A 19483-nucleotide genomic window follows, 5' to 3' on the forward strand; every position below is an offset into this window, starting at 1 on the left:
TTACGACCAGCCCGAGGAAGCGGTGCGGGCGTTTTCAATGCTGCAAACCTACCGCTACAACCAGCAGGAACTGCTTCAGACACCGGCAGTGCAAGCTGCCCGCCCCGCGCATGACTGGACACTGTCACGGGCCTTGATCGACGCGGTGCTGTCCCAGGGGCGGGAGATGCTGAGCGAGCCGGAGGCCGGGCAACTGCTGGCCGGCGCGGGCGTGCCAGTCGTCGAAACAAGGGTCGTGGCGCCCCAGGCCGATGCCGCGGTGGAGGCGGCACGCCTGATCGGCTACCCGGTGGTGCTGAAAGTGCTCTCGCCGCAGGTCTCGCACAAGCGTGACGTGGGCGGCGTTGCACTCGGGCTGGCCAGCGATGAAGCGGTGCGCGAAGCTGCCGGCGGCATGCTGCGCCGCGTGGCCGAGCTGTTGCCCATGGCCGGGGTCACGGGCTTCACGGTGCAGCCCATGGTTCAGAGGCCGCACGCGCTGGCGCTGGTCCTGGGCACCCGCGTGGACCCGGTGTTCGGTCCCGTCGTCCTGTTCGGGCAAGGGGGCTCCGCGGTGGAAGTGTTGGCCGACCGGGCCATTGCACTGCCACCGCTGAACGGGCCGCTGGCCCTGGCGCTGATTGGCCGCACCCGGGTGGCTCGCCTGCTGGCGGGCTGGCGCGACGTGCCTGCCGCCAAGCTCGACGCCGTGGTGGCGGCGCTGGAAGCCATCTCGGACCTGCTGGCCGCAGAGCCTCGCATTGCCGAGATCGACATCAACCCGCTGCTGGCCGACGCGCAGGGCGTGCTGGCGCTGGACGCGCGGGTCCGGGTCAGCGCGGCGGCGCCAGGTGGCACAGCGCACTTCGCGATCCTGCCTTACCCCAGCGAGCTGGTCGAAACCTTTGAATGGCAAGGCCGGCAACTCACCCTGCGGCCGGTGCGGCCAGAAGACGAGGCCCAGCATCGCGCGTTCCTGGAGCGGCTGGACCCGGAAGACGTGCGGCTGCGCGTCTTCTACAGCCGCCGCAGCATCGAGCACAGCGAACTCGCCCGCCTGACGCAGATCGACTATGGGCGGGAAATGGCCTTCATCGCGACCGGCCCGGCCGCGGCTGGCGGTGACGAGACGCTGGGTGTCGTCCGCGCGGTGTGCGACCCCGACAACCTGCAGGCCGAGTTCGGCATCATCGTGCGTTCGGACCTTCAGGGCAGTGGACTGGGCAGGCGGCTGATGCACAAGCTGATCAGCTACTTGCGCGCTCGCAGTGTCCAGCGCCTGGTGGCCACGGTGCTGGTCGACAACCAGCGCATGTTGCAGCTGGCCCGGGAGTTGGGGTTTTCCGTAGAAGCACCTGATGCGGGCGTTCGGCGCATTTCACTCGAACTGAACTGAGGCCGACAAGGGAGGCGGAAGAGGTCGCGCCTCACAGCATCACGACGCGGCGCAACTTGCCGCTGCCACGCTGCCTGAGGGGCGGCTGTTCGCCGTGAACGATGCGCTGATGCCCGACGCCCTGGCTTGCGAAGAAGGCTTTCAGCACACGGCTGCAGCGGTCGAATGAATTGCTGGGATCGTTGTCGCCGTTTTCGGCGGTCAGCCGCAATTCCATCGCGCCATCCTGGTGGTACAGCAGCTGGAACTGCGTGACGCCGGCCTCCTCCTCCATCACCGTTTCCAGCACCAGCGGCAGCAGGGTGACGGTGCCGCCTTGCCTGGCGGGCAGCACCAGCACATCGTCGGAACGGCCCTGCACCTCGATCACCGGGAAGGCGCAGCCGCAGGGACAGGGTTCGGGAACAAACCGGATGCGGTCGGTCAGTTCGTAGCGCAGCAGCGGCTGCACCTGGTTGGCCAGGTTGGTCAGCAGCGTGCTGTGCGAAAACTCGCCGACGGGCACCGCTCGCCCCTGGGCGTCGATCCCCTCCAGGATCACCCAGTCGTCGTTCAGGTGCAGACGGCCTTGGGCGCACTCGAAGGCCATCGAATAGAACTCCGATGCGCCGTAGCTGTTGCGCAGCTTGCAGCCGTAGGCCGTGGTCAGCAGCTCACGCTGCGTGCTGCTCAGCTGTTCACCGCCCAGCCAGAGCTCTTCAAGCCGCAGCCCCGGCGTGCCTTCGCGCTGCCAGGCGGCCAGGGCTGTGGCACAGCTCGGGTAGGTGATCAGCACGTCCGGTTGCAGCCGCTGCAGGCGCTCAGCGATCTGTTGCAGAGGCTCCAGCACCGAGATCAGGTGAATTTCCGGCGCCCATGGCGCAGGCACCAGGCGCCGCAGCCGTTCCATGCTCACATGGCCTGCGTAGTGCCCCCCGATCGCGCCGACAAAGGCGAAGCGCCGGCCCAGGCCCCAGGTGCCCAGCCCTGGTTGCGACAGGCTCGCGCCGCGCAGGCGCAAGGCGTCGATGGCGTCGAACGCGGCCAGGCTGGCAGCGTCCTGGATGAAGATGCCGGGATGGCCGCTGGTGCCGGAGCTGGTCCACACCATGTAGTGCGCCAGCCAGGGGTCGGCACAGCCGTCTGCCGATGCGACTGCCGCCTCGGCTCCGCTGAGCGTGATGCGCCGGTCGGTGGCCCAGTTGTCGAAGTGCTGCATCAGCAGCTGCTTGCTGATCGGATCGACATCGGCGAGCGCCTTTGCGCCATGCGCACGCGCGGCATACAGCGGGGACTCGCGTGTCGCGAAGGCCAGCAGGTGGCGCAGCCGCTGATCGCGCATCTGGCGGCCCGCGCCCAGCGGGTCCAGGGTTGCCAGCCACGTCTGCTGGCAAGCCTGAAACCAGAGCCAGGGATCGAACGGCGGCAAGAGGGGGGCGGTCATCGGGTGCTCGGCGTGAACCGATCCTGTTTTCGCGATGTTGGCCCTGGCGATGTTGCTGGCGTTGAGGGGGATCAACGCACGCCTCGCCGAGTGGGCGAGGATGGGCTTTTCCTGATGACGTCCAAGGAGAACGACATGGCAAGGAGTGCAACGATGAGCGCCAACCGAAAGACCGGCGCTGAAGAGGCACCAAGCAGCGGTGAGCCGCACGCTGGCATCAGCGCAGCCCGCGTGATCCTCGGCAGCTCGATGGCCCTCGCGCAGAATCTTGTCGACTGCGCAGCACAACTGCAGCAGCAGCAGGCAAAGTCCATTGACGCCTTTTCCGTCGCGCTGGACTCGGCGCTGCGCGATGCAGAACACGCGGGTGACCTGCCGGCACTGATGGCGATTGCGGCCAAGCTGGTCAACGGGCAGCTGGCCCTGCTGATGCAGCAGATGGGTGAAGGCGTATCGGGCTGGATGGAAGGCGAAATGCAACTCGCCCGCCGCCTGAACAGCAATGCCTTTGCATTGGCGCAGCAACTGCGTTCGGAGCGGGCGGAACCGCCCGTGGCCAATGGCCTGGACACCTCCTCGCTGGCCCAGCTCGGGCGATTCCAGGACCAATGGCTGGCGACCACCCAGCGTTGGGCGGATGCGGCGGGTGCCGCGATGCCACATTGAGCTTGGGGCAGCGCCTCAGCGCGTGTACATCGCGTCGATTTCCGCTTTGTAGCGGGCCACCAGGTTCTGGCGTTTGACCTTGAGGGTCGGCGTCAGCAGGGTGTTCTCTACCGTCCAGGGCGCCAGCGTCAACAGCACCGCGCGGGGCTGTGCGTAACGCGGAAAGGCGGAGGTACGGGCGGTGATTTTTTCGAGCGCGGCCCGGCGTGCGCCCGCATCCCGCAGGCTGGCAGGAGCGGATGGGTCCAGCCGCAGGCTGCCGGCCAGGCGCACCCAGGCATCGCGGTTCAGCACCACGACGCACGCAATGAAGGGCCGCTCATCACCCATGGCGCAGGCCTGTTCGAACAAGGGGTCGGCCGTGATCGCCAATTCGAGGTCGACAGGGGCGATCTTCTCGCCGGTGGAGGTGACGATGATCTCCTTGACCCGGCCGAGGATGCGCAGGCGCCCGTGTTCGATGACCGCCTGGTCGCCGGTCCGAAGCCAGCCGTCCAGGAATGCGTTGTGCGTGTCCGTCTCGCGCTTCCAGTAGCCCCGCATCACGCTCGGGCCCCGCACCAGCAGCTCGCTGCGCTCTGCGATGCGCAATTCCACGCCCGGCAACGCGCGGCCGACGGTTGCCGGGTCGTTGTCGTCGGGGGCGTTGACGGCAACCACCGGCGAGGTCTCGGTCATGCCATAGCCCTGCAGGACTGGCAGCCCCAGTCCCAGGAAGCAGCGTGAGATCACCGGCGGCAGTGGTGCGCCGCCACTCACTGCGACCCGCAACCGCCCGCCGAACGCAGCGCGCACCGGGCGCGCCACGCGGGGCTCGAGCAGTTGCCACGCCAGCGAGTCCCACAGCGGCCAGCCGTGGCGCTCCTCCGGCAGCGCTTGCTCGCGGCGAAAGCGCCGCCAGCCCACCTCGATGGCCCACATGAACAGCCACAAGCGCCATTCCGAGCCGGCCAGCGCTTGGCGCAGCTTGGCGTAGACCCGCTCGTAGATTCGCGGCACCGAGATCAGGATGGTAGGGCTCACGATGAGCAGATCGTCCGCCAGCAGCGCAATGGACCTGGCATAGGCCACGCAGCAGCCGGCAGCGATCGGCAGGTAGTAGCCAGCGGTGCGTTCGAAGGTGTGGGACAGCGGCAGGAAGGAAAGGAAAACGTCGTCTGTCCGGGGCGCGACGCGCACCAGCGCCGCCTTGACATTCGAGACCACATTGGCATGCGTCAGCATCACGCCCTTGGGCTTTCCGGTGGTGCCCGAGGTGTAGACCAGGGCCGCCAGTTCGTCCTCCTCTGGCGCCAGTGGCGGGAGAGGTGGCGCAGTCTCCGCGCGGGCGGCCAGCCAGGCGGTCACCGAACAGATGCGTGGGCCGCCGGCTGGCGCGTCCACGGCGCTGTCCATCTCTTCGAGCACCACCACATTGCGCAGCATCGGCAGCGCTCGCTGCAAGGCAGCGATGGCTTGCCATTGGCCCAGCGATGCGACGACCAGCAGCGCCGCATCGCTGTCCGCGAGGATGTAGGCGATGCTCTCCGGGTTGTCCAGCGCATGCAGCGGCACCGGCACGCAGGCCAGTGCCAGCGCCGCCTGGTCGATGCAGACGGCCGCCAGTCCGTTGGGCAGCAGGATCGCGACGCGGCTTCCGCGTTCCAGCCCGGTTCTGGCCAGTGCGGCGCGCCAGCTGGCAATGCGCAGTGCCGCTTCGCGCCAGGAGAAGCTCGCCCACTGCCCGGTGCCTGCGTTGAACTCCCGGTAGGCTTCCAGCTCGGGCGTGCTGCCAACCCGCCAGTCCAAAAGCTGAGGCAGGGTTCGCACCTGCGCTGGCACGGCGTCACTGCGCGCGGCTTTGTGCGCAGTTTCGAACGTGGCCCCCACGGCGCGGGCCGCCGCGCCACCTGTCATGTCGTCCATTGCATTCACATTGCCTCAGCTGCCCAACCTGGATCTCGTGCATTGCCGTTTTGTGATCCATGGGCGCATGACCCTTGAGATCCGGCCGATCAGTACACACCGACTGGCCGACGGTCATCTTGCGCGCAATCAAGGTCAGGGCGTAGTCTGTCGCTGTGAAAGGGAGGGGCGCCTTGAGCGATGAATTGGGCCTGACGCAGCAAGCCGCCATGGTGGCCGCACTGCGGCGCCGGCTCGCAGCCGAGACGGGCTGCACGGTTGCGCAGTTCGAGACACACATCTCCCATGTGCTGGTCTGCGGCGAGCATGCGTTCAAGTTCAAGAAGGCGCTGAAAAATGCCTTCCTGGACCAGTCCACTCTCGCGCAGAGGCGGTGGGCATGCGAGGAGGAACTGCGCCTGAACCGGCGCCTGGCGCCAGATCTGTACCTTGCCGTGGTGCCGATCTGCGGCACGCCGGTGGCACCGGAAATCGCAGGGCAGGGCGTTGCGTTCGACGTGGCTGTGAAGATGCGGTCCTTCGCTCAGGACGGCCTGTGGGACGCCCTGGCGGCTCGGGCTGAATTGGGTCCGCAACACATCGATGCGCTGGTGCAACTGCTGGTGCCGTTCCATGCCGCGGCTGCCGGGGCGCACGGAGCGCTGGGCAGCCCCGCCGGGTTGCGCGCGGCGATGCTCGACAACCTGGCCGAACTGGCGCAATGGGATGCGTCGACCGATGGCCGCGCCCGCCTGCAGCGCCTGCGGGATTGGGAGGCTGCCACATTCGAGCGGCTTGAACCGCTGATGGCGCAGCGCCTGGCGCAGGGCAGGGTGCGCGAATGCCACGGTGACCTGCACCTGGGCAATGTGGCGACGGTGGACGGCCGCACCCTCGTCTTCGACTGCATCGAGTTCAACGACAGCTTCCGCTGGATCGATGTCATGAGCGAACTCGCCTTCATGGCGATGGACCTTCACGCGCATGGCCTGCCGAAACTGGCGCATCGCCTGGTCAGCGGCTACCTGGAGGCTGGCGGCGACTACGGCGGCGTCGAGTTGCTTGACTACTACCTGGTCCATCGCGCACTGGTGCGTGCCAAGGTGGGTATGCTGCGCGCGCAACAGTCGGCTGCCGCGAGCGGCGGCGCTACCGCCGGCGGACCGTCAACCGTTGGCCGCTACATCGATCTCGCCCTTGCCTTCAGCCGACGAGGCGACACGCGCGCCGTGCTGATGTTGACGCATGGTTTCTCCGGCAGCGGCAAGTCCTCCCTCACGCTGGACCTGCTGGGCGCCATCGGCGCCATTCGCATCCGTGCCGACGTGGAGCGCAAGCGCCTGGCAGGTCTTCAGCCGCTCGATCACGCCGGTGCGCCTGCCTCCCCCGGGCTGTATGCCCCGGAGATGACCGCCGCCACCTATGCGCGGCTGCTGGCACTCGCCGCGCCTGTGCTGAGAAGCGGTCGCCACGCCATCCTGGACGCCACCTTCTTGCAGCGTGCCCGGCGCGATGCGGCACGTCAGTTCGCAGCCCTCCAGGCCGTGCGCTGCATCGTGCTGGACTTCGAGGTTGAGATCGAAGTGCTGCGCCAACGTTTGCGCGAGCGCACGCTGCGCGGCGCGGATCCGTCCGATGCGGATGGCAATGTGCTCGCCGCGCAGCTTCTCGCGGCCGAGCCGCTGCAAGCGGATGAACTGGCGCAGGTCTTTCGGTGCCGGTGCGCGTCGAAGGTCGAGGCCAGCTGTCCCCAGGCGGATTGGGCGCCGCTGCTGGCATGGTTGGCCGGTGGCGGAATCGCCGTCGGGAAGTGATCAGCCGGGCGCCGTCAGGCGCCCCGGGGACGTGCGTGAATGGTGCTCGCCCAGCGGCCGGCCGTCAGCTCGCCGGTGGATGGGCCAGCGGCTCCGGCAGCGCGTCTTCCATGCCGAGCCCGTTTGCCACGCCGTAGCGGATCAGCGCGGCCAGGTTGGGCAGTTGAAGCCGATCAAGGATGCGGCTCTTGTGGGTGCTGACGGTCTTGACCGAGAGGTGCAACGCGTTGGCAATGTCGGTCGGGCGATGGCCGGCGACCAGCCGGCGCAATACTTCGATCTCCCGGTCGGACAGGCACTCGTGGCGCAGGGGTTCGCGCGCGCCGTTGAGCTGGGTGATGACCCGCTCGGCGAGGCTGGCGGTGACGTAGGTGCCGCCTTCAGCCACCTTGCGGACTGCTGCCGCAAGTTCGCGTGTGGCGCTGTCCTTGGTGACGTAGCCGTTGGCGCCAGCCTTGAAGGCCCGCATGGCGTATTGCTCCTCGGCATGCATGCTGAGCATCAGCACGCGCAGACGCGGAAATTCGGCCCGCACGCGACGCAGCAGTTCCAGTCCGTTCATGCCAGGCATCGAGAGGTCCATGATGGCGATGTCGAACGCACCGGTACGCAGCAGTTCCAATGCTTCGAAGCCGCTATCGGCCTCGGCGACGCCCCAGGCCGTGTGGGTGCTTTCGAGAATGCGCTTGAGTCCCTCGCGCACGATGGCGTGATCGTCGACGATCAGGATGCTCAGCGGCGAGCGCGGCTCGGCAATCATGGCCTGGCGCCGCCGGGGCCGCGTGCTTGGCCCGGCGTCCTGCGATTGGCCGCTTCTCCGGCGAGCGGCATGCGCACGACCACGCAGGCGCCGCCATTGCCGGCATTGTTGAGTTCGAGCTGTCCGCCTAGCGCGTCCGCGCGTTCCTGGATGCCCAGCAGGCCGAACTGGCTTTCGCGCTGGGAAGGCGGATCGGGCAGACCCACGCCATCGTCACGCACGCTCAGCACAAGCTCGCCCGCTTCGACATGGAGCGCGACCTGGACCTTGCTCGCCTGCGAATGGCGGGCCACGTTCACCAGCGCCTCTTGCACCATGCGATAGATGGCAATCGACACCTTGTCCGATGGCGGCGGTTCGATGGCGTCCACCTGCAGATGCACGGGGATGCCCAGCCGCTTCGAGAAATCGTTGGCGAGCCATTCGATGGCATCGCCCAGTCCCAGGTCGTCGAGCATCAGTGGCCGCAGGTCAGCGGCAATCCGGCGGACGGACTGAACGATCTGGTCCAGACGTGCCAGCAGCATGGCCACATGGCCATTGGCTTCCTGCAACTCGCCCGAACGCGCGCAGTCCGCAATGTCCATCTTCAAGGCGCTGAGGCTCTGCCCGAGCTCGTCGTGCAGCTCCCGCGCGATCCGGCGCCGCTCCTCTTCGCGGGCTTCCACCACGTTGGCGGACAGCCGCCTGGACAACTGCCTGGAGCCTTCAGACTCTCGCAGTTCGCGGTTGCGTTGGGAGACGTCGGAAATCACCATCTGGACGGTGGTGCGTTCGTGGTCGGGCAGTGCAGTCAGTGCGATCTCGACTTCACGTTCCCTCCCCTGGTGGGACAGGCGCGCTTGCAGCCTGCCGAATTCGCCTTCATGCTGCAGCGCGTGCATCAGCTGTTCGCGAAGCTGGGCATGGCTTTCGGCTTTCACCAGGGTGTAGATCGACTGCCCGACCAGATCGGCGCCTGAGGCGGTGCCCATCAGCTTGCCTGCGGCGCGATTGGCAAAGGTCACCTGGTCACCTTCGGCGACCCAGATGGCGATCGGCGCGAGTTCCACCAGCGTGCGAAGGCGCTGCTCCACGCTGTGCGGTTCGGCCCGGCGCGCCGCTTCCTGGCTCGGGTCGCGCACGAACGGCGACGTCGCGGTTGGTGGTGCTGATGCCAGCCAGTCGGACCCTTCTGGCGAGCGCTGACTGACAGCGGTACCACTGCTCGGGTCCTTCGGGGTGTGGCGTTCAGCTTGCATCCATTTGATGATGCAGACTTTCTCTGCGCGGCTTTTGCGCAAGATCAAGCGGGCGACCCATCCCTTGGGACGCCCGCAGCTTGCTCAGGCAATGGCCAGGCGCTTTTGAGACATGGGTGCGCGCTTGGGCAAGGTCAGCTTGAGCACGCCGTTCTCGAAGCTGGCTTCGGAGCGGGTGTCGTCCACGGCGTCCGATAGCGCGAAGGTGCGGCTGGCGAACCCGTAAAGCCGCTCGCTGCGCAAGACGCGGCTGCCGGACTTCTCCTCCTTGTCCTGCTTGACCTCGGCGCTGATGGTGACCTGGTTGCCATCGATGCGAACGTCGATGTCCTGCTTGCGCACGCCCGGAATGTCGGCCTTGACGAGATAGCTGCCTTCGGATTCGCTGACATCCAGGCGTATCTGCGGCAGCTGGTCCGCGGCCTCGAAGCGCCAGGGCCGCATCATGCGAAGCGCCGATTCCATGGGGTCGAGGTCGAAGAGATCGTTGATGCGTAGGTCGTTCATTTTGATGCTCCTGAGAGGCAACCTGCGGCGCGGTGATGTTGGCGCGTCCTGGGGTTGCGGTTGCTGGGAATCTGGGCAGGTCAGCTGTGTGTCCCAACCGTCAGCTCGTTGACAACCAAGCTGATGCCGGGCGCGGCCCAAGCCGCCCCTTGCGCGGCGGCGCGTTCGGCCCATGAGTCGACCCGGCCGCGAAGCGTGACCTTGGCGCCGCTCACCATGACCTCGATGTTCTTTGCTTCACGTTCGGCATGCCGCGCCAGCGCGTCGCGAATGCGGTTGGTGATGTTGCTGGGCGCCACGCTGGGCTTGATCGTGACGCCGTCGCTGACGCCAACCACGCCGATCAGCGCACGCACAGCCCGCTCGGCGGCGCTGCGCTGGTATTGCCAGTCGACTTCGCCCGTCAGCGAGACCCAGCCCTTTTCCACCTTCACGCGGATGCGATCAGCGGGGATCATGACGTTCCACTTGAACGCCGACTCGACCGCCTCTGCGATCTCGGAGTCGCTGCGCTTGTGGCCGGGCGCCAGCTTGACGTCGAGCTCGACGGCCACCGCCTTGACGCCAGCCACGCGCTGCACCGCGCGTTCAATGGCGTGCTTCTCGGCAAAGGTCTCGAGGTGGCCGGTCAGCGTGACCACGCCGTCCTTGGCCGCCACGCCCACGTGGGCGGCGTTGATCACCGGATCCCACTGCAATTCAGTGGTGATGTCGGCCTTGAGTTGTGCATCGGTTTTCATGATGGTCCTTTCACAGTGCGAGGCAGGATGCCGGCGGCCTGTGCGTTGTCGACGCGACCGCCTGTCCTGTGACCATGGTGGGATCGGCTCGGCAGTCGCCGATTGAGCCTGCTCAGCGATTTGCCACGGCTGCCCTTGCTCCGGCCCAGCCAACCGGTTGCGTCTGATCAACCCGGGCGGCCACGGGCGCGCCGAACATTCAGGCCTGTGCATGTCAACGAAGAGAGGTCGCCATGTTTCAACGGATGCTCGTGCCCGTCGATGGCGGTGAGCCGGCCCAGGCCGGGCTGCAGGAAGCACTGGCGCTGGCAACAGCCCATGATTCAGTGCTGTGCCTGCTGCACGTCGTGGATGACGCGCCACTGCTCGATGATCTTTCGGCCCCGGACCTTGCGCCGCTTCACCACAAGACTCTCGCATCCGGCGAGGCGATCCTGGCGCAGGCACGTGCCTTGTGCGAAGCCAAGGACCGGCGGGTGGAGACAAGGCTGCACGAGTCGCGACATGGACGCGCTTCGGACGCCATCCTGCAACAGGCAAGAGAACTGGCCTGCGACCTGATCGTGATCGGATCCCATGGCCGGCGGGGCGCGCTTCGGGCGCTCCTTGGCAGCGATGCCGAGGCCGTGATCCGGGCAAGCCCGGTGCCGGTGCTGCTGGTCCGCTCGGTCACGGAGACGGCCTCGGCCATCGCCGTCAATGCGCGGGTGCCGTACCGCAGCATCCTGGTGCCGATCGATGGCAGCGAGACCTCGGACCGCGGCCTGCAACAGGCCATCCAGCTGGGGCTCATGAATCACGGCCGCCTGCGGCTGATCCACGTCGTGGACGAGTTGTCCATGGTCGATGCCTTCGAGCCTGCCTTGACGCTGGACTGGGTGGGTCGCCTGCGCGAAGGGGGCCGTTGGATTCTTGATCAGGCTGCCAAGCGCGTTCGCGAGGCAGGCTTGAGCGTGGAAACGCTGCTGGTGGACGACTTCGGACGACGGGTGTGGACCGTCGTGGCCGAGGACGCCACGAACTGGCTCGCGGATGTCGTCGTCCTCGGCTCGCACGGCCGCCGCGGCTTTGACCGCTTGCTGCTGGGCAGCGACGCCGAGCAGATCCTGCGCCATTCACCGGTGCCCGTCCTGCTGGTGCGGCCCGATCAAGCGGCGCAGGGTCGATCACTGCAGCGCACGCCAGTGCAGGGACTCAAAGAGGAAACCCCCGCCGCATCGCCTGGGCCGAACTGATCGGCATCACCGGGCAGGCGGCCGGCCCGCGGTCGCGGGCGGCCGCAAATCACAGGAGATCAAGATGAAAGTGCTCATTGTTTACTTCTCGCGTACCGGCTACACCCGGCGCGTTGCCGAGCAACTTGCCACACGTCTCGGTGGCACTTTGTGCCCGATCACCGAAGCCAGTTCCCGCCTGGGCGCTTGGGGCTACCTGCGCAGCGTGTGCGAGGCGGCCTTCGGCCTGCAATCCGAAATTGGCAAGGTCTCGGTGGATCCTGCCCAGTTCGACCTGATGCTGATCGGCACGCCGGTCTGGGGTTGGCACTTGTCGTCGCCTGTGCGGGCGTTCGCGCGGGCGCACGCCGTTTCGGTGAACCGCTGTGCGTTCTTTTGCACCATGGGGGGGGCTGGCGCAGAGAAGGCGTTCGGTGCGCTGGAAGGCGAACTGCGCCGTGCTCCGCTGGCCACGCTGGCACTCACCGATCGCGAGATCGACAGCCAGATGGCCGGCGCCAAGATCAACGCTTTCGTGTCCTTGCTTAGCGCGGCAGAGTCGGCCTCTGCGCCGGGGCGGGTGCCAGACGGATCGCATCTCGTGGCACAGTGATTCGCGAGCCACCGGCTCCGCGGGCTGCCTGGGGTTGCCGGCGGTGCAGCGGTGCGGACGTCAAAGGCCTGCTTCGCGCAGTCGGGTCAGCAGCTGTTCCGACATCGGGATGATGGCCGGGGGCGATTCGGACAGCGTCGCTGGCGAAAGGAGCACCTGCGGCAGATCCTTCGGTGCCGGCCATTGCAACTGCAAAGCGGCGGCATTGGGAGGGCAAAGCCTGCGCACGCCACCCGGCGAGGGCAGGGGCTTGATCCGGAACCTGGCTTTTGGCTTGGACATCGCATGCGCCTCCGAGCGGACGTGCCTGGTCATGGCCAGGCGGGGTGCCTTCGGTGCTCAGCGCCTGGCGATCAGCACGCCGATCAACAGGCCCACACCTGCCAACAGGCCTGCTGTCGTGTAAGGATGGTCCTGGACTGCGCGGTCGGTGGCGCGAACCGCGCGGCGTGCCTTGCGCAAGGCACTGTCCTCCAGGTCGGCAAGCTCCGACCGTGCGCGCCGCACGCGGGCTTCGAGCTGGTCGCGTGCGGCAGCGAATTGCTCGCTGCCGCCATGCTGAGCCGTCTTCAAAAGTGCCTCTGCCTCGCTGACGACGCCGTGCAGCGTGTTGGCGAGGCGCTCTTGAACAGCAGTTGCCGATGCGTTGATCGCGTCCATTGACATGTCCTTTGATGAATGACGGAAGACAGATGGCAACCCTCGCTTGTTCAGGAGTTGGCATCGATGGCATGAAGCGTAAAGCGGGCCAGCGGGCGGGTGATTGAGAAACCTCAAGCTGCGCTTCTTGGCCTGAGGACAATCGGCTTGAGACTGCGCAAACCGGCCACGGCCAGTGAGGAGAGCAAGGTATGTTTTGCGCCAAGGCGGTCGAGAGGTGCACGCCGGTGTTGAACCCCACACCCGAATGCGGGCCGGCGTCGCGGGAAGGTTCACGATCAACAGGCGCCGATGTGCTGGCGGCACCTGGCCAGGCCAAGGCGGGAGCTCCCCGCGTTCCGGGCCTCGGCTCAAGCGACGGCGGCCGGGCGTGCCGCAGTCCCGGGCAACCAGCTCATGGTTGGCGCAGATGCCAGGCTGGGTCTCACCATCGAGCCAAGCGAGGGACGAACGGCATCGTCGAGCTGCTTGCGTGTGCTGAGGGCCCGCTGCCGCAAGCCGGCCAGGTCCAGGATCTCGACTTCCCGGTTGTCGACCGTGACATGGCCTGCGTCAGCCAGGGTCGTGAACGAGCGGCTGACGGTTTCGTGCGCGACCCCCAGCAGGCTGGCAATGTCGCGCCGGCTCAGGCGCAGCACCATCCGCAACGGTGAGCGGCCCAGTTCGGCCATGCGCGTGGACATCCACAGCAGGAAGCGCGCCAGGCGCACATCGGAAGCGACCGCGGCGATCATCTCCGCCGTGCTGGCCGCGCGAACCAGTTGCCGGCTGAGGGTCAGCTGCATGGCGTGGTCCAGTGCCGGGCATTGCTGGCGCAAGGCCCGCAAGCCGTTCAAGGGCAGCGCGTAGACGGTGACATCTTCCAATGCGACGACGCCCACGGGCTGGCGCCCGCTGTGCAGGGCTTCGAAACCCAGCAGGTCGCCAGGCAGGGCCACGGACAGGACCTGCTCATAACCATCTTCCTGGGTGTGAATGCACTTCAGGCTGCCTGATCGCAGGATGTACAGGGTCTGGGCCGGCCCGCCCTCGTGCAGCAGCGTCGCGTGCTCGCGCAGCCGCCACAAGGCGACTGGCACGGTCTCGTCGGCTGTTCGAACCGTGCTCGCGTGGCCGACCAAGGTCCCGATCAGGTCTCCCAACCGGCCCTTCTCCGCGATGGGCGCCAGGTCGTTTCCCAGGCTTCGCCAAGCGCCTGCAACTGCCGCTTGGATGTGAATCGAGTGGTTGACTGTCATGTCTGGGCCTCCGTGGTCAGGCCCGCTCGAACTTGAAGGGCCCTGCCTTCAGGGTCTCGCGAAACCTGGTTCGCGGCAATCGGCCGGGGCTGCAAGCACCCATCGGCGCCACGGCCAACAAGGCCGGGAAGGATTCCGAACAATGCTTAGGAATCGGCCGAACCGACTCGCAGGCCCGCGCTTCAGGCGGCCGGCGTGCCAGGGGCGGCGTCGGTGATCATCGCCATCAGGCTTGCGCCGTGCTGCTTGAGCAGGCTGAGCGAAAGGGCGCGCGGCGGATGCCGTGGCCCTGCAGGCACCTCGAAACGCAGCGACTCGCAGATGACCCCGGAGGGCAGGGGCTGCCGGGTGGCCATCGAGCGCAGGCCTGGTACCGCGAGGTGCAGCACCTCGAAGAGGTTTTCCAGGCCGGCTTGCGGGGCCAGCGGCAGCAGCATCTGCGCGGCCATCGGGTTCAGCATCTCGATGTGACCGTCCGTGCCGGCTTTCAGCAGGCCCACGGGTGCACGGTACAGGAAGCTCAGCAGGCTGTCATAGGCATCCTCTTGGCCCAGTATGGCCGGAACATGGCCGGCACGCGACCGGTGATCGACAATCGGGATGGACGCTTCGATGGTCGTGCCCCGTTTGGAGCGGCCGGAGATTTCCAGGCCGCCGCCCAGTTGCATCAGGCGCTCGCGCATGTCCAGCAGGCCGGAAGCGCCGCTCGGGCGTTGATCGGCGCTGCGCATGCCGATTCCGTCATCGTGAACGCGAAGCGCCAGGCGGCCCCTGCGCCTTGCCAGACGCACCTCGACCCGGCCGGCTCTCGCATGTTCCGCGATGTTGGCCAGCGCCTCCTGCGCCACGCGGTACAGGCAGAGGCTGGCGGCCTGTTCGGTCGCACTCTCTGCAACCCCGACGCTGGGCCCCAGCAGCCTGCAGCGAAGTTGGGTGCGTTGGGCGAAGCGCGCCAGCAATGCTTCCAGCGCAGCCGACAGGCCCAGTTCGTCGAGCATGGGCGGATGCAGGTCGTCGATGATGCCGCGCGTGGTGTCGATGGCCGCTAGCGCCAGTTCGCTCAACCGCGCCAGCATCGGCGCGGCACTTTGCGCACTGGCGTGCGGGTCGATCGCCCCGGCTTCCATGCGCATTGCGGCCAGCGGCTGCAGCAGTTCGTCATGAAGCAGCCGCCCGATGCGCTGGCGGTCGAATTCCTGCGCCGCTTCGCGTGCCGCGGCAACCTGCCGCAGTTCCGCCTGCGACTTCAGCAGTTCGGACTGCGCCCAGCGCAGGTCGGTGACGTCATGCATGAAGATCAGCTGGACGGGTTCGCCGGACTCGACCCCAAAGGCCACGCTGGTCTGCACGCAGCGGGTGCTGCCGTCGGCGCGCAGGATGCTTTCCTCCATCGCCGGCATGACCGCCGCGTCAGCTTTTGACTTCGCAGTCGCCAGGCGTGTCCTTGCCAGCTCGATCGAGCCGGGGTGGAACAGTTCCAGCGGCGACCTTCCCAGCAGCGCCGAGGCTTCGCTGCCGAGCAGGCACAGTGCAGGCTCATTGGCAAACGCGATGCGCTGCTCCCGGATGAGCAGCAGCGGCCCCGGCAGTTGCTGGAGGACCGGGCGCAGCCCGCCCAGGTCGCATGGGGGAAACGAGGTGGCTGGGTTTGCGAGGTGCATGGCAGGTTGGTCCTGCAGAGAGGCTTGATCGCAAGTTACGTGTTCGGCCATGACGCCGCATTGAGGGTCGTCAATGGCGCCCTCCTCGGTGTCGCTTAACTTGGCGCTTGACGAGGCAGCCAGTCCTGCTGCTGCGCCGTGGTTTCTTCATCTGCCAACGACACGCCTTCACGATGCAAACGCTTGACTCGCAATTGAACCTTGATTGTGCTGACGCGCTGAGGCGCGTCGAATGGCTGGGCGACGAGGCGCTGGATCGCCTGCGCTTTGGTGTCATCGGCTTCGACGCCACGGGCGTGATCCGTCGCTACAACGCGTGCGAATCGAGCTTCAGCGGGCTGCGGCCGAAGAACGTCATTGGCCGAGCGTTGTTCACCGATGTCGCGCAGTGCATGAACAACTACCTGATTGCCCAGCGCTTCCAGGATGCCTGGGCCGATTGCATGGCGCTCGATGCCACCATCGACTATGTGCTGACCTGGCGCATGAGACCCACCAAGGTGCAAATGCGGCTGCTTTGCTCGCCTGATCGAGCGATGTCCTATCTGCTGCTGCGCCACCATTGAGCGACAAGGGGGAGGGCGTGCACCCGGATCGGGCGGGCCCGTCCCGTCCCGCGCCGGATCATTTGGTGGCCTGGTCCGCGAGCCAGGCCCGCGCCTGCATGAATTGGCTGCCCTTGTCGAAATAGGCCTCGGCACCAGCGTCCATGAAGCCTGTTCGCATGGCCTGCCAGCCATAGTTCGAAAGCATCATGAACTTCACCGCGGGATGGTTTTGGCTGGCCTGGCGCAGCACGTCCATGCCGCGGCCCCCAGGCCCCAGATCAACATCCAGCACCACCACATCCGGCCTGGCGGTGGCGATCAGCGACAGTGCGTCCTCGCTGGTGGCGGCGCAGCCGATGACCTCCAGGCCGGGCACCGAGGCGAGCAGGCGGGTCAGGCTTTGCTGAATCGCCATCGAGTCGTCGACCAGCAAGACTCTCATGGCCGTGCTTGCGGCTGCTTCTGCGCGCAATCGACGAGGCCATCACATTGCCGCGAGCCGGGGCGTGTAAGTCCCGCGGCCAGGCCGCCTGCATGCATCTCCTGGACGGCGACAGCAGGAACGATGGAATTCGTCGCCTCGGTCGTGCTCATCGCTGGCTCCTCGGTGATGGCTTGCGTCCACCATAGCCAGCGAGGTGGATGCGGGAGTTGAGCGCGCTCAAGCGGACCACTCGACGAGCCCTGCCGCGCATCGGCGCCCACTGGCTAAGGCAAGTGCTTGCGGCTGATCAATGTTGCACGAACGCCGAGGCTGGAGGATGGCGGCTCATGACCACAACGATGAACATCCCCCACCAACGCATGCCGACCGGCCTATGCCTCGTCACCGGCGGTGCCGGCTTCCTCGGCATCAACCTGGTCAGGAGCCTGCTCGCCAGAGGGGTGCCCACCCGGGTGTTGGACATCGCGCCGTTCGACCATCCCGAGCGCAACCGGGTCGATGCGGTGCTGGGTGACATCCGCGATGTCGATGCGGTGGACCGCTGCATGCGCAAGGTCAGCGTCGTGGTGCATTGCGCTGCGGCCTTGCCGCTGGCCAGCGAAGAAGACATCTTCTCCACCGACGTCGACGGCACCCGGATCCTGCTCGAAGCGGCGGAGCGATGGGGCGTGCAGCGCTTCGTGTTCATCTCCTCGACCTCGGTCTATGGCATTCCCGATCATCACCCTATCGTCGAGACTGACGCACTCACGGGTGTCGGGCCTTATGGCCAGGCGAAGATCGACGCCGAAGGCTGCTGTGAGCGGTTCCGCCAGCGGGGCCTGTGCGTGCCGGTGCTGCGCCCCAAGAGCTTTGTCGGCCCCGAGCGCCTGGGCGCTTTCGAGCTGCTCTACGAGTGGGCCTGGGAAGGGCGGTCCTTTCCGGTCCTTGGCCGGGGTGACAACCTCTACCAGCTTCTGGATGTTGCGGACCTGGTCGACGTGATCGAGCTGTGCCTGACGGGCGAACGGGAGACCGTCGACGAGGTCTTCAATGTTGGCGCGGCGGCCTACGGCACGATGCGCGAAAACTTCCAGGCCGTGCTCGACCGGGCCGGACATGGCCGGCAGGTGGTCTCGCTGCCGGCGCGCCCGGCGGTGCTGATCCTGCAGCTGCTCGAAACCCTGAAGCTGTCACCGCTGTACCGCTGGATCTACGACACTGCGGACCGCGACAGCGAGGTCTCGATCGCGCGCCTGCGATCCCGGCTGGGATTCGTGCCGCGCCATTCAAACCGCGAGGCCCTGCAGCGCAACTACGACTGGTACGTGGCGCACCGCAGCGAGTTCCATGGCCGCAGCGGCATCACCCACCGGCTGCCCTGGAAGCACGGCGCCCTGGCGTTGGCCAAGTGGCTGTTTTGAGGTCCCGATGAACATCACTGCAATTCGTCGGCCCGCGAAGCCCGCGCCTCGCTTCGAACCCCAGATACCGCTGGTGGTCGACCTCGACGGCACGCTGCTGCGCACCGACACCCTGATCGAATCGCTGTTTGGTCTGGCGCGCCAGAAGCCGCTTCAGCTGCTCGCCTTGCCGGCCTGGCTGCTGGGTGGGCGTGCCGGCTTCAAGCAGCGCTTGGCGCGAGCCGCCGAGATCGACATCAGCACCATGCCGGTCGACGAAGACGTGCTGGCCCACCTGCAGGCCCAAAGGCGGCAGGGCCGGCGGCTGGTGCTGGCCACGGCGGCAGACGAGCGGGTGGCAACGGCGGCGGCGCGCCGGTTCGGCCTGTTCGACCAGGTGCTGGCGAGCAACGGCCAGACCAATCTGTCGGCAGAGCGAAAGCGCGACCGGCTCGTCGCCGAATTTGGCCCGCGTGGGTTTGACTACCTGGGCGACAGCGACCAGGACCTGCCGGTCTGGGCGCAGGCTCGCCGGGCGCTGCTGGTGCGGCCATCGCATCGATGCCGGGTGCGGGCCGCACGCGTGGCCGAGATCGAGCAGACCTTTGCCGATGGCCGACCCGGCATCGGCGACTACCTGCATGCCATGCGCATCAGCCACTGGCTGAAGAACCTGCTGGTGCTGCTGCCGCTGCTGGTCTTGCCCGCCCTTGCCGGCGCCATGATGGGCAAGGCGCTGCTGGCCTTTGTGGCGTTCAGCCTGTCCGCCTCGGGTGTCTATCTGCTGAACGACCTGTTCGACCTGCAGGCAGACCGCGCACACCCTCACAAGCGCCAGCGGGCGTTGGCGTCGGGGCGCGTGCCGCTGCTGCATGGCCTGCTGCTGGTGCCCGTGTTGTGGGGCCTGGCGCTGGGGCTGGCGGTGGCTTCGGCATCGCCGCTGCCCTGGGTGCTGGCTGGCTACACGCTGCTGATGGTGGCCTACTCGATGTGGCTGAAGCACCTTGCCTACCTGGATGCGGCGGTGCTGGGCCTGGGCTACAGCCTGCGACTGCTGGCCGGTGCGCTGGCCATCGGGGCGGCGCCCGCGCCCGGGCTGCTGGCCTGCTGCGCCGTCTATTTCTTCGGCCTCGCGTTGCTCAAGCGTTATGCCGAGCTGATCGCGCTGGGCCACCGGGTGTCGGTTCACGGGCAGGTGCGCGGGTATCCGGTGAACCGCAGGCGGCAGCTCTGGCTCGTCGGCGTGCTGGCCAGCACCGTGCCCATTGCGCTGCTGCTGGCCATGCCGCGGCAATTGGCGCTGCCGGCCCGT

General features: G+C 67.1%; 20 protein-coding genes. 8 read left to right on the forward strand and 12 right to left on the reverse strand.

Annotated features, from left to right (window positions below):
* Positions 1-1375 (forward strand): bifunctional acetate--CoA ligase family protein/GNAT family N-acetyltransferase (locus FKP22_RS04345; RefSeq protein WP_141285542.1); only part of this gene is annotated, 1375 nt, incomplete at its 5' end.
* Between the two features lie 31 nt (positions 1376-1406).
* Here FKP22_RS04345 and FKP22_RS04350 read toward each other — a convergent pair.
* Positions 1407-2798: a phenylacetate--CoA ligase family protein gene (locus FKP22_RS04350; protein ID WP_141285544.1), complete on the reverse strand. Its 1392-nt coding sequence runs from the start codon at positions 2796-2798 to the stop codon at positions 1407-1409.
* 153 nt (positions 2799-2951) lie between these two features.
* Here FKP22_RS04350 and FKP22_RS04355 point away from each other — a divergent pair, with 153 nt between their 5' ends.
* Positions 2952-3464, forward strand: a complete 513-nt coding sequence (locus FKP22_RS04355; RefSeq protein WP_141285546.1) for a hypothetical protein — start codon at positions 2952-2954, stop codon at positions 3462-3464.
* Positions 3465-3479: 15 nt separating this feature from the next.
* On the opposite strand, the gene FKP22_RS04360 is transcribed toward FKP22_RS04355, so the two are convergent.
* A complete protein-coding gene (locus tag FKP22_RS04360; protein WP_231012968.1) occupies positions 3480-5369 on the reverse strand; it encodes an AMP-dependent synthetase/ligase in 1890 nt (629 codons plus the stop codon).
* A 209-nt stretch (positions 5370-5578) separates the two neighbouring features.
* Here FKP22_RS04360 and FKP22_RS04365 point away from each other — a divergent pair, with 209 nt between their 5' ends.
* Positions 5579-7162, forward strand: coding sequence for a bifunctional aminoglycoside phosphotransferase/ATP-binding protein (locus tag FKP22_RS04365; protein ID WP_141285548.1), 1584 nt, complete (start codon positions 5579-5581; stop codon positions 7160-7162).
* A 64-nt stretch (positions 7163-7226) separates the two neighbouring features.
* On the opposite strand, the gene FKP22_RS04370 is transcribed toward FKP22_RS04365, so the two are convergent.
* From FKP22_RS04370 to FKP22_RS04385, 4 genes are all read right to left on the reverse strand, one after another.
* Positions 7227-7922 carry a response regulator transcription factor gene (locus tag FKP22_RS04370; RefSeq protein ID WP_141285550.1) on the reverse strand — a complete coding sequence of 232 codons (696 nt, stop codon included), beginning with the start codon at positions 7920-7922 and terminating at the stop codon, positions 7227-7229.
* On the reverse strand, positions 7919-9211 hold the full coding sequence (locus tag FKP22_RS04375) for a PAS domain-containing sensor histidine kinase (RefSeq protein WP_141285552.1): 1293 nt from the start codon (positions 9209-9211) through the stop codon (positions 7919-7921). The genes FKP22_RS04370 and FKP22_RS04375 overlap by 4 nt, the downstream gene beginning before the upstream one ends.
* 36 nt (positions 9212-9247) lie before the next feature.
* Positions 9248-9670, reverse strand: a complete 423-nt coding sequence (locus tag FKP22_RS04380; protein WP_141285554.1) for an Hsp20/alpha crystallin family protein — start codon at positions 9668-9670, stop codon at positions 9248-9250.
* An 80-nt stretch (positions 9671-9750) separates the two neighbouring features.
* Entirely contained in the window at positions 9751-10410 is a 660-nt protein-coding gene (locus tag FKP22_RS04385) for a BON domain-containing protein (protein WP_141285556.1), read from the reverse strand.
* Between the two features lie 245 nt (positions 10411-10655).
* Here FKP22_RS04385 and FKP22_RS04390 point away from each other — a divergent pair, with 245 nt between their 5' ends.
* On the forward strand, positions 10656-11645 hold the full coding sequence (locus FKP22_RS04390; protein WP_231012969.1) for a universal stress protein: 990 nt from the start codon (positions 10656-10658) through the stop codon (positions 11643-11645).
* Positions 11646-11709: 64 nt separating this feature from the next.
* Positions 11710-12237, forward strand: a complete 528-nt coding sequence (locus tag FKP22_RS04395) for a flavodoxin family protein (protein ID WP_170200742.1) — start codon at positions 11710-11712, stop codon at positions 12235-12237.
* A gap of 60 nt (positions 12238-12297) precedes the next feature.
* Here the strand turns inward: FKP22_RS04395 and FKP22_RS04400 are convergent, their stop codons facing one another.
* The 4 genes from FKP22_RS04400 to FKP22_RS04415 form a co-directional block, all read right to left on the reverse strand.
* Positions 12298-12519, reverse strand: a complete 222-nt coding sequence (locus tag FKP22_RS04400; protein WP_170200743.1) for a hypothetical protein — start codon at positions 12517-12519, stop codon at positions 12298-12300.
* Positions 12520-12576: 57 nt separating this feature from the next.
* Positions 12577-12897: an ElaB/YgaM/YqjD family protein gene (locus tag FKP22_RS04405; protein WP_170200744.1), complete on the reverse strand. Its 321-nt coding sequence runs from the start codon at positions 12895-12897 to the stop codon at positions 12577-12579.
* Positions 12898-13247: 350 nt separating this feature from the next.
* Positions 13248-14135, reverse strand: coding sequence for a Crp/Fnr family transcriptional regulator (locus FKP22_RS04410; protein WP_141285566.1), 888 nt, complete (start codon positions 14133-14135; stop codon positions 13248-13250).
* A 182-nt stretch (positions 14136-14317) separates the two neighbouring features.
* Positions 14318-15796 carry a PAS domain-containing sensor histidine kinase gene (locus tag FKP22_RS04415; RefSeq protein WP_170200745.1) on the reverse strand — a complete coding sequence of 493 codons (1479 nt, stop codon included), beginning with the start codon at positions 15794-15796 and terminating at the stop codon, positions 14318-14320.
* A 173-nt stretch (positions 15797-15969) separates the two neighbouring features.
* On the opposite strand from FKP22_RS04415, the gene FKP22_RS04420 reads away from it, so the two are divergent.
* Positions 15970-16362 (forward strand): PAS domain-containing protein, encoded by a 393-nt coding sequence (locus FKP22_RS04420; protein WP_141285570.1) that lies wholly within the window; start codon positions 15970-15972, stop codon positions 16360-16362.
* 58 nt (positions 16363-16420) lie between these two features.
* Here the strand turns inward: FKP22_RS04420 and FKP22_RS04425 are convergent, their stop codons facing one another.
* A complete protein-coding gene (locus FKP22_RS04425) occupies positions 16421-16786 on the reverse strand; it encodes a response regulator (protein WP_141285572.1) in 366 nt (121 codons plus the stop codon).
* Positions 16783-16938 (reverse strand): hypothetical protein, encoded by a 156-nt coding sequence (locus FKP22_RS31815; RefSeq protein ID WP_170200746.1) that lies wholly within the window; start codon positions 16936-16938, stop codon positions 16783-16785. Before FKP22_RS31815 ends, FKP22_RS04425 begins: the two co-directional genes overlap by 4 nt.
* A gap of 57 nt (positions 16939-16995) precedes the next feature.
* Here FKP22_RS31815 and FKP22_RS04430 point away from each other — a divergent pair, with 57 nt between their 5' ends.
* Both FKP22_RS04430 and FKP22_RS04435 read left to right on the forward strand, forming a co-directional pair.
* Entirely contained in the window at positions 16996-18192 is a 1197-nt protein-coding gene (locus FKP22_RS04430) for an NAD-dependent epimerase/dehydratase family protein (protein WP_211361302.1), read from the forward strand.
* Positions 18193-18199: 7 nt separating this feature from the next.
* The coding region (locus tag FKP22_RS04435; RefSeq protein ID WP_170200747.1) for a UbiA family prenyltransferase at positions 18200-19483 on the forward strand (1284 nt) is incomplete at its 3' end.

It is taken from the genome of Ideonella azotifigens, assembly GCF_006519715.1.
In the GTDB taxonomy this organism is placed as follows: Bacteria; Pseudomonadota; Gammaproteobacteria; order Burkholderiales; family Burkholderiaceae_C; genus Ideonella; species Ideonella azotifigens.